Here is a 6,751-nt window from a genome sequence, read left to right as displayed (position 1 = left end):
GGCCCTAGCCGACCACGCCTCTTCCTCGGCGGGCAGACCCTCTCAGGAGGGGCGGGCGACGCCCGTCTCGTAGGCCAGGACGACGGCCTGGACGCGGTCGCGGAGGCCCAGCTTGCCGAGGACGCGGCCGACGTGGGTCTTGACGGTCGCCTCGGACAGGACGAAGCGCTCCGCGATCTCGGCGTTCGTCAACCCCTCGCCGAGCGCCTCGAAGACCTCGAGCTCGCGCGCCGTGAGCTCGGCGAGACGGGGGTCGTGCAGGCCGGTCTGGCTCGGGGCGGGGGCGACGGTCCCGTCCTGGGGGAGCTGCCCGGAGAACATCTCGAGCATGCGGCGCGTGATGCGCGGGGAGACGGCGGCGTCTCCGCTCGCGACGGCGCGGATCGCCCCGACGAGCTCGCCCGGCTTGGCGTCCTTGAGCAGGAACCCGCTCGCACCGGCGCGCAGCGCGGCGAACGCGTACTCGTCGAGGTCGAACGTGGTGAGGATGATGACGCGCGACTCCGGCTGCGCAGCGACGATGCGCTCGGTCGCCTCGATGCCGTTGGTCCCGGGCATGCGGACGTCCATGAGCACGACGTCGGGCCGCAGCGCGGCGGCCTGGGCGATCCCGGTCTCGCCGTCGCCGGCCTCGCCGACGACCTCGATGTCGTCCTCGGCGGCGAGGATCATGCGGAAGCCCATGCGCAGCAGGGCCTGGTCGTCGACGAGCAGCACCCGGGTCGGTGCGCCGCTGTCCGTCATGTGCGTTCCCGTCCGTCGTCGCGTCCGCCGGTCTCCCGGCCGGGGTCGAGGTCGAGGCGCAGGCTCGCCCGCACCTCCCAGCCGGTGCCGCTCGGCCCCGCCGACACCGTACCGCCGTAGACGGCCGCCCTCTCCCGCATCCCGATGATGCCGCGGCCCGTCCCGACCGGGACGCCGGGCGGGTGCTGCTCCGCGACCGACGGCGGCAGGCCGCGCTCGTCGACGCTCGCTCCCTCGCCCGGGCGCCGCCCGGCCTGGTTGACGACCCGGAGCTCGAGCCAGTCCGCGCCGGGCTCGGCTCGGCGCGAGACCTCGACGAGGACCATGGGGGAAAGGGGCGCGTAGCGCAGCACGTTCGTCAGGGACTCCTGGACGATGCGGTGCGCGGTCTGGCGCAGCGCCGGCCCGGGCGTCGGCTGCGGGCCCGAGCGCACGAGGCGCACGGGCAGGCCCGCGGTGCGGAAGCGCTCGACGATCTCCTCGAGCTCGGGCGTCTCGTGCGCCGGGGCCAGCGGCACGGTCTGCTCGCCGCCGGGCTCGCGCAGGACGCCGAGCACGCGGCGCATGTCGGCGAGCGCCGCGCGCCCGGTCGCGGTGAGCTCGTCGAGCGCGTGGCCCGCGAGCTCGGGGTTCTTGGCACCCGACGCCTTCGCGCCGTCCGCGAGGGCGACCATCACCGTGAGGGAGTGCGCGACGACGTCGTGCATCTCGCGCGCGATGCGGGTGCGCTCGGCGGCGGCGGCGAGCTGCGCCTGCTGGTCGCGGTCGCGCGCGATGGAGTTGGCCCGCTCGACGAGGTCGGACACGTGCTGCCGGCGGGCGCGCACGTTGGTGCCGATCGCGAGGGCGATCAGGCACAGGACGGTCGTGACGAGGATGCCGACGATGCGGTCGACGGTCGCGCGGCCGGGCTCGACGCTCTGGCGCAGGACCTCGCCGTCGGCCGTGGTGATGACGTCGTACCAGAGGAGCGTCGCGGCGGACAGGGCCAGGACGACGATGGCGAGGACCGGCCACGCGATGCGCGACGGCCGCGAGGCCGCGACGGCGTACACCGCGAACATGGCCGCGACCTCGAACCCGGCGGTGTCGCCGGTGACCGCGATCGCGAGGACGCCGAGGGCGGTGAGTCCGAGCGCGACGGTGACGGGTCGCCGGCGGCGCCAGTAGAGGAGCGCCCCGCCGAGGAGGAAGAACACGAGCGACAGCGGCGAGGAGCCGTGGGGCTGCTCCGCGAAGAGCGAGTAGAGCACCCCCGGCACCACGAAGACCGCGACGATGACCCAGTCCATGACGACGGGGTGGCGCGCGAAGTACCGACGCACCGGCCCGAGGCGCCGGGCGTCGAGCTCGGTGAACGGCTCGGGCGCGGGCCGCATCGGCAGCGGCGCGGGCGCGCTCGGAGCGGCTTCCGGGCGCGCCACGGCCGACGCCGGACGAGCGGGCTGCTCGTCCGGCGTCGGCGGGGTGATGGGCCGGGAGGTCACGCGTCCCGGCGCTTGAGCACGATCGCCGCGGCGGCGGTGAGCGCCGCGGTCCAGCCGGCGAGCACCGCGAAGCCGGGCCAGGGGCCGATCGCGTCGGGGGACGACATCCCGCCACCGAGCACGACCTGCTCGCCCGCGGACGCGGGCAGCGAGTTCATGAGCGTCTGGACCCAGTCCGCCCCCGTGACCCCCATGACGATGTTGAGCACCATCGACAGGACGAAGAACACGGCGACGAGGGTGAAGATCGCACCGGCGGAGCTGCGGAGCAGGACGCCGACCGCGACGGAGAACAGCGCGACCGCGGTGAGGTACAGCACGACGCCGATCAGGGCGCGCTGGTCGTCCGCGGACGAGAAGTCGGCCGTCATGTCCTTGCCCGAGAGGATCGGGTAGGTCACGAGGTAGGAGAGCCCGACCGCGACGGCGGTCGTGATCGCCGTGACGACCCCGACGACGATCATCTTGGCCGCGAGCGCGGGCGTGCGGCGCGGGACGGCGGAGAGCGTGGAGCGGATCATGCCGGTGGAGTACTCACCGGTGACGGTGAGCGCGCCGAGCACCGCGACGGCGAGCTGCGCGAACGAGTAGCCCACGGTGATGACCATGACGCCGATGCCGTCGGTCGTCCCCATCCCCATGTCCTCGGGCGAGCCGCCCGCCGAGTTCACGGACGAGACGACGGCCGCGAACATGAGCGAGAAGCCCACCATGACCGCGACGGTGATGCCGAGCGTCCACCACGTGGAGCGCAGCGAGCGGAACTTGATCCACTCCGAGCGGAGCACGTGGCCGAAGGTGAGGCGGTAGGGGGACGTGCGGGACGCCGTCGGGCTGGTGGCGCCCGGGGCGAGGGTCGTGGCGCTCATCGCTGCGCTCCTTCGAGGGAGTCGGTGGGGGCCGGCGCACCCGCGGGCGCACCCGCCGCGCCGTGGCCGATGTGGATCTGCGCGGACTCGGTCTGGTACTCGACCGAGTCGGCCGTGAGGGCCATGTAGGCGTCCTCGAGCGTCGAGGTGACGGGCGTGAGCTCGTGCAGGACGAAGCCCTTCGCGGCGGCGAGCTCGCCGATCCCGGGCGCGTCCGCGCCGGTGACCACGAGCAGGCTCGGCTCGTCGCTCGTGACGGTCGCGCCGTCGCTCGTGAGGATCTCGGCGAGCTGCGTCGCGTGCGGCGTGCGGACGCGGACCGTGCGCTGCTGGGCGCCGTTGACGATGTCGCTCACCGGGGCGTCCGCGATGATGCGGCCCTTGCCGATGACGATGATGTGGTCGGCCGTGAGGGCGACCTCGCTCATGAGGTGGCTCGACAGGAAGACCGTGCGGCCCTCGGACGCGAGGTAGCGGGCGAGGTTGCGCACCCACAGGACGCCCTCGGGGTCGAGGCCGTTGACGGGCTCGTCGAGGATGAGCGTCCTGGGGTCGCCCAGCAGCGCGGACGCGATGCCCAGGCGCTGGCCCATGCCGAGCGAGAAGCCGCCGACGCGCTTCTTCGCGACCGACTGGAGGCCGGTCATCTCGATGACCTCGTCGACGCGCTTGGTCGGGATGCCGTGCGTCGCGGCCATCGCGAGGAGGTGGTTGTAGGCGGTGCGCCCGGTGTGGACGGCCTTCGCGTCGAGCAGCGCGCCCACCTCGGTGAGGGGGGAGCGGTGCTGCGCGTACGGGCGCCCGTTGACGGTGACGGTCCCCGCGGTCGGACGGTCCAGACCCATGATCATGCGCATGGTCGTGGACTTGCCGGCGCCGTTGGGGCCGAGGAAGCCGGTGACGGTCCCGGGACGCACGGTGAACGAGATGCCGTCCACCGCGGTCTTGGGCCCGTACCGCTTGGTCAGGCCGCGTGCTTCGATCATGACTTCGCCCCTCCGAGGGTCGTTCGTCCGGGATGGTTCTGGTGCTCACGGGCGAGGTCGCGCCGGTCTGGCCGGGGCCCTCTCCGCGAGGTACGTCTCGAGCCTAGGGACGTGCACGACGTCGGACAGCCCCCGTGCGACGTATCTTGCCCGGGATGCGGGCCGGGCGACGTACACCGCGCGGCGTACGTGGCACGTCGTCGGGTGGTCCGCTGGTCGGCACTTCGCCTTCTCGGGGCGAAAAAGCGGCGGGAACAGTGGCCACGGCTCGCACGTTCCCTAGGATGAACACAGGCCAGCGACACCCGACTCGAGGCGAGACGCCGATGACGAGGCCCGCTGAGAGGTAGTGGACGCCGCGACCAGGAGGAGCTCATGAGCAACCCCGTCTTCAACAACAGCGCGGTCTTCGGCGAGCCGAAGAACCAGCGCGGGGGTGCGGCCACGCAGGCCGGACCCGCCTACGGGAGCCCGCCGCCGCAGGGGCAGGGCCCCGCGTACGGCACGCCGCCCCAGCAGGGCGCGCAGTGGGGTGCGTACGGCGCCCAGACCGCCGACGCCGCGTCGCTCGACGCCATGTACAACGCGCCGTCGGCGACGACCGCGGACACCAAGCGCCTGACCTACGACGACGTCATCATGAAGACGGGCGGCCTGCTCGCCCTCCTCGTGGTCGTCGGCGCGGGCTCGTGGATGGTCACGCCGCAGATGCCGGCGCTGTGGATCGTCGGCGCCGTCGTCGGTCTCGTGCTCGGCCTGGTGAACTCGTTCAAGCGGAACCCGAGCCCCGCGCTCATCGTGCTGTACACGCTCGCGCAGGGTCTGTTCCTCGGCGGCATCAGCCGCTTCTACGAGACGGCCTGGAACGGCGTCGTGCCGTCTGCCGTCGTGGCCACGGTCGCGACGTTCGCCGCCGCGCTGTTCCTGTTCAAGTCCGGCCGCGTGCGCGTCACGCCGAAGTTCATGCGCTGGCTGCTCATCGCGATGGTCGGCTACCTGGTCTTCTCGCTGGTGAACGTCGTCCTGATCATGACGGGCGTCCTGGGCGGCTGGGGCCTGTACAGCGGCTGGGGCATCATCGCCAGCCTCCTCGGGGTCGGACTGGCGGCCGCGTCCCTCATCGTCGACTTCGACTCGATCAAGCGCGGCGTCGAGGGTGGCGTCCCCGCCAAGTTCGCGTGGTCGGCCGCGTTCGGCCTGCTCGTCACGCTGATCTGGCTCTACCTCGAGTTCCTGCGCCTGTTCGCGATCCTGCAGAGCAGCGACTGACGGTGGCGCGCAGCACCCGTGAACCGGCACCCGCGGCGGACCTTCCGCCGCGGGTGCCGGTCTTTCTCGCCGGACTGGTCGTCGCCGCGGCGGCGATGCTGGGCATCCAGGTCCTCTACATGGTCGTCTCCGGCGCGCCGCCCGCGTGGCTCGCGTTCTCGGCGCTCCTCATCCTGCTCAGCGTGCCGACCGCGGGCGCCGCGGTGGCCTGGCTCGGCACCCGGATCACGCGCGACGCGTCCGAGCGCCGGGCCGCGCTGGTGTTCGCCGCGCTCGGCCTCGTCGCGGGTGCGCTGTGGGGGTCGCTGCTCGCCGGCGGCCTCGCGCGGCAGCTCGCCGACGCCGGAGCGAGCGGCGGGGGAGCGCTGATCGCGGGCGCGGCCGCCGTGGTCGGCGTCACTGCGGCGGTCGGCGCCGGGCTCGGTCGCCTCGCCGCGCGAGAGGCCTCCGACCGCCCGCTCCTCGTCGTCGTGCTCGGCGTCGTCGTGGTCCTCGTCGCCCTCCTGGGCTTCTTCGGCTGAGCACCCACCGTTGTGGGCAGGGAACGGGCCCGGTTCTCGACCGAGAACCGGGCCCATTCCATGCCCACAGCCGGGGATCGACGGGGTCAGGAGAGGCGGCCCGTGGTCGAGGCGAAGCCGAGCCACGTGTGGCGGTTGCCCGCCCAGCACCAGCCGACCTTCGGGGCACCGCGGCGCTCGCGACCGTCGCGGCCCGTGCCGTTCGAGATCCACAGCGCCGGGGTACGGGCGTCGAGACGGCCGTCGGGCTTGCGCAGGCGCGACCCGATCGTCATGTAGCAGAGGTTGCGCGTGAGGACGCTCGGCGTCTGGAGCGCCCAGTGGATGCCCTCGTGCAGCAGCATCGGCGTCCGGCCCCGGGCGGTGAGCTCGGGCAGCGCCTCGTCCGGCGACCAGTTCGCCAGGTCGTCGCCGCGGTCCGGGCCCGCGACGACGTAGAGCGGGCCGTCGGGGACCTCGACGCCCTCGATGGGCGCGAAGCGGTCGACGTCCGTCATGTCGACGACGACGAAGCCCTCCTTCTCGCCGTCGCGCGCCGTGAGCCGCAGGAGGGGAGCGAGGGCCGACGGCGGCGCGAGCCGGGGGTCGACGACGAGCAGCGACCCGGCGGGTGCGGTCGCAGCGAGCCCGGTCGCGGCGGCCCGGAGCGCGTCGGGCGCCAGGCCCGCGAGCTCGTGGACGCCGAGCGCGACGAGGCGCTCGGCCTGGGCGGGGACGTCGGGGAGCGTCGTCGCGGGGGCGGTCGGGTGCGGGGCGGCGGTGGTCGTCTCGGGCACGGGTCACCTCTCGGTCGGGGCGGTCGGAGGAGTCAACGCTGTACACCGTACGGAAATTCCCGCCGTCGCGCCGCCGTGGGGTCGTGCGACGCACGCGCG

The 6,751-nt window shown here is 73.6% G+C and carries 7 protein-coding genes; 2 read left to right on the top strand and 5 right to left on the bottom strand.

The annotated features are described in order from the left end of the window. Nucleotides 1–42 precede the first annotated feature (42 nt). Genes AC6CH9_RS09650 through AC6CH9_RS09635 form a run of 4 tightly spaced genes read right to left on the bottom strand, consistent with a single transcriptional unit; the run spans nucleotide 43 to nucleotide 4,086 of the window. Nucleotides 43–744, bottom strand: a complete 702-nt coding sequence (locus AC6CH9_RS09650; protein ID WP_047232044.1) for a response regulator — start codon at nucleotides 742–744, stop codon at nucleotides 43–45. Further along, a complete protein-coding gene (locus AC6CH9_RS09645; protein WP_498154677.1) occupies nucleotides 741–2,231 on the bottom strand; it encodes an ATP-binding protein in 1,491 nt (496 codons plus the stop codon). The genes AC6CH9_RS09650 and AC6CH9_RS09645 overlap by 4 nt, the downstream gene beginning before the upstream one ends. Next, nucleotides 2,228–3,100 (bottom strand): DUF2705 family protein, encoded by an 873-nt coding sequence (locus tag AC6CH9_RS09640; protein ID WP_498154676.1) that lies wholly within the window; start codon nucleotides 3,098–3,100, stop codon nucleotides 2,228–2,230. The genes AC6CH9_RS09645 and AC6CH9_RS09640 overlap by 4 nt, the downstream gene beginning before the upstream one ends. Further along, nucleotides 3,097–4,086, bottom strand: coding sequence for an ABC transporter ATP-binding protein (locus AC6CH9_RS09635; RefSeq protein ID WP_498154675.1), 990 nt, complete (start codon nucleotides 4,084–4,086; stop codon nucleotides 3,097–3,099). Before AC6CH9_RS09635 ends, AC6CH9_RS09640 begins: the two co-directional genes overlap by 4 nt. Nucleotides 4,087–4,461: 375 nt before the next feature. Here AC6CH9_RS09635 and AC6CH9_RS09630 point away from each other — a divergent pair, with 375 nt between their 5' ends. Then, a complete protein-coding gene (locus tag AC6CH9_RS09630) occupies nucleotides 4,462–5,355 on the top strand; it encodes a Bax inhibitor-1/YccA family protein (RefSeq protein WP_087469665.1) in 894 nt (297 codons plus the stop codon). A gap of 53 nt (nucleotides 5,356–5,408) precedes the next feature. After that, nucleotides 5,409–5,876, top strand: a complete 468-nt coding sequence (locus tag AC6CH9_RS09625; RefSeq protein ID WP_498154674.1) for a hypothetical protein — start codon at nucleotides 5,409–5,411, stop codon at nucleotides 5,874–5,876. Between the two features lie 86 nt (nucleotides 5,877–5,962). Here the strand turns inward: AC6CH9_RS09625 and AC6CH9_RS09620 are convergent, their stop codons facing one another. Beyond that, entirely contained in the window at nucleotides 5,963–6,652 is a 690-nt protein-coding gene (locus AC6CH9_RS09620) for a DUF5701 family protein (protein ID WP_498154673.1), read from the bottom strand. Between the last annotated feature and the right edge of the window lie 99 nt (nucleotides 6,653–6,751).

Source organism: Cellulosimicrobium sp. GQ32 (assembly GCF_059758455.1).
The sequence above is the reverse complement of the archived record's forward strand: the minus strand, read 5'-3'. Positions and strand labels throughout refer to the sequence as shown.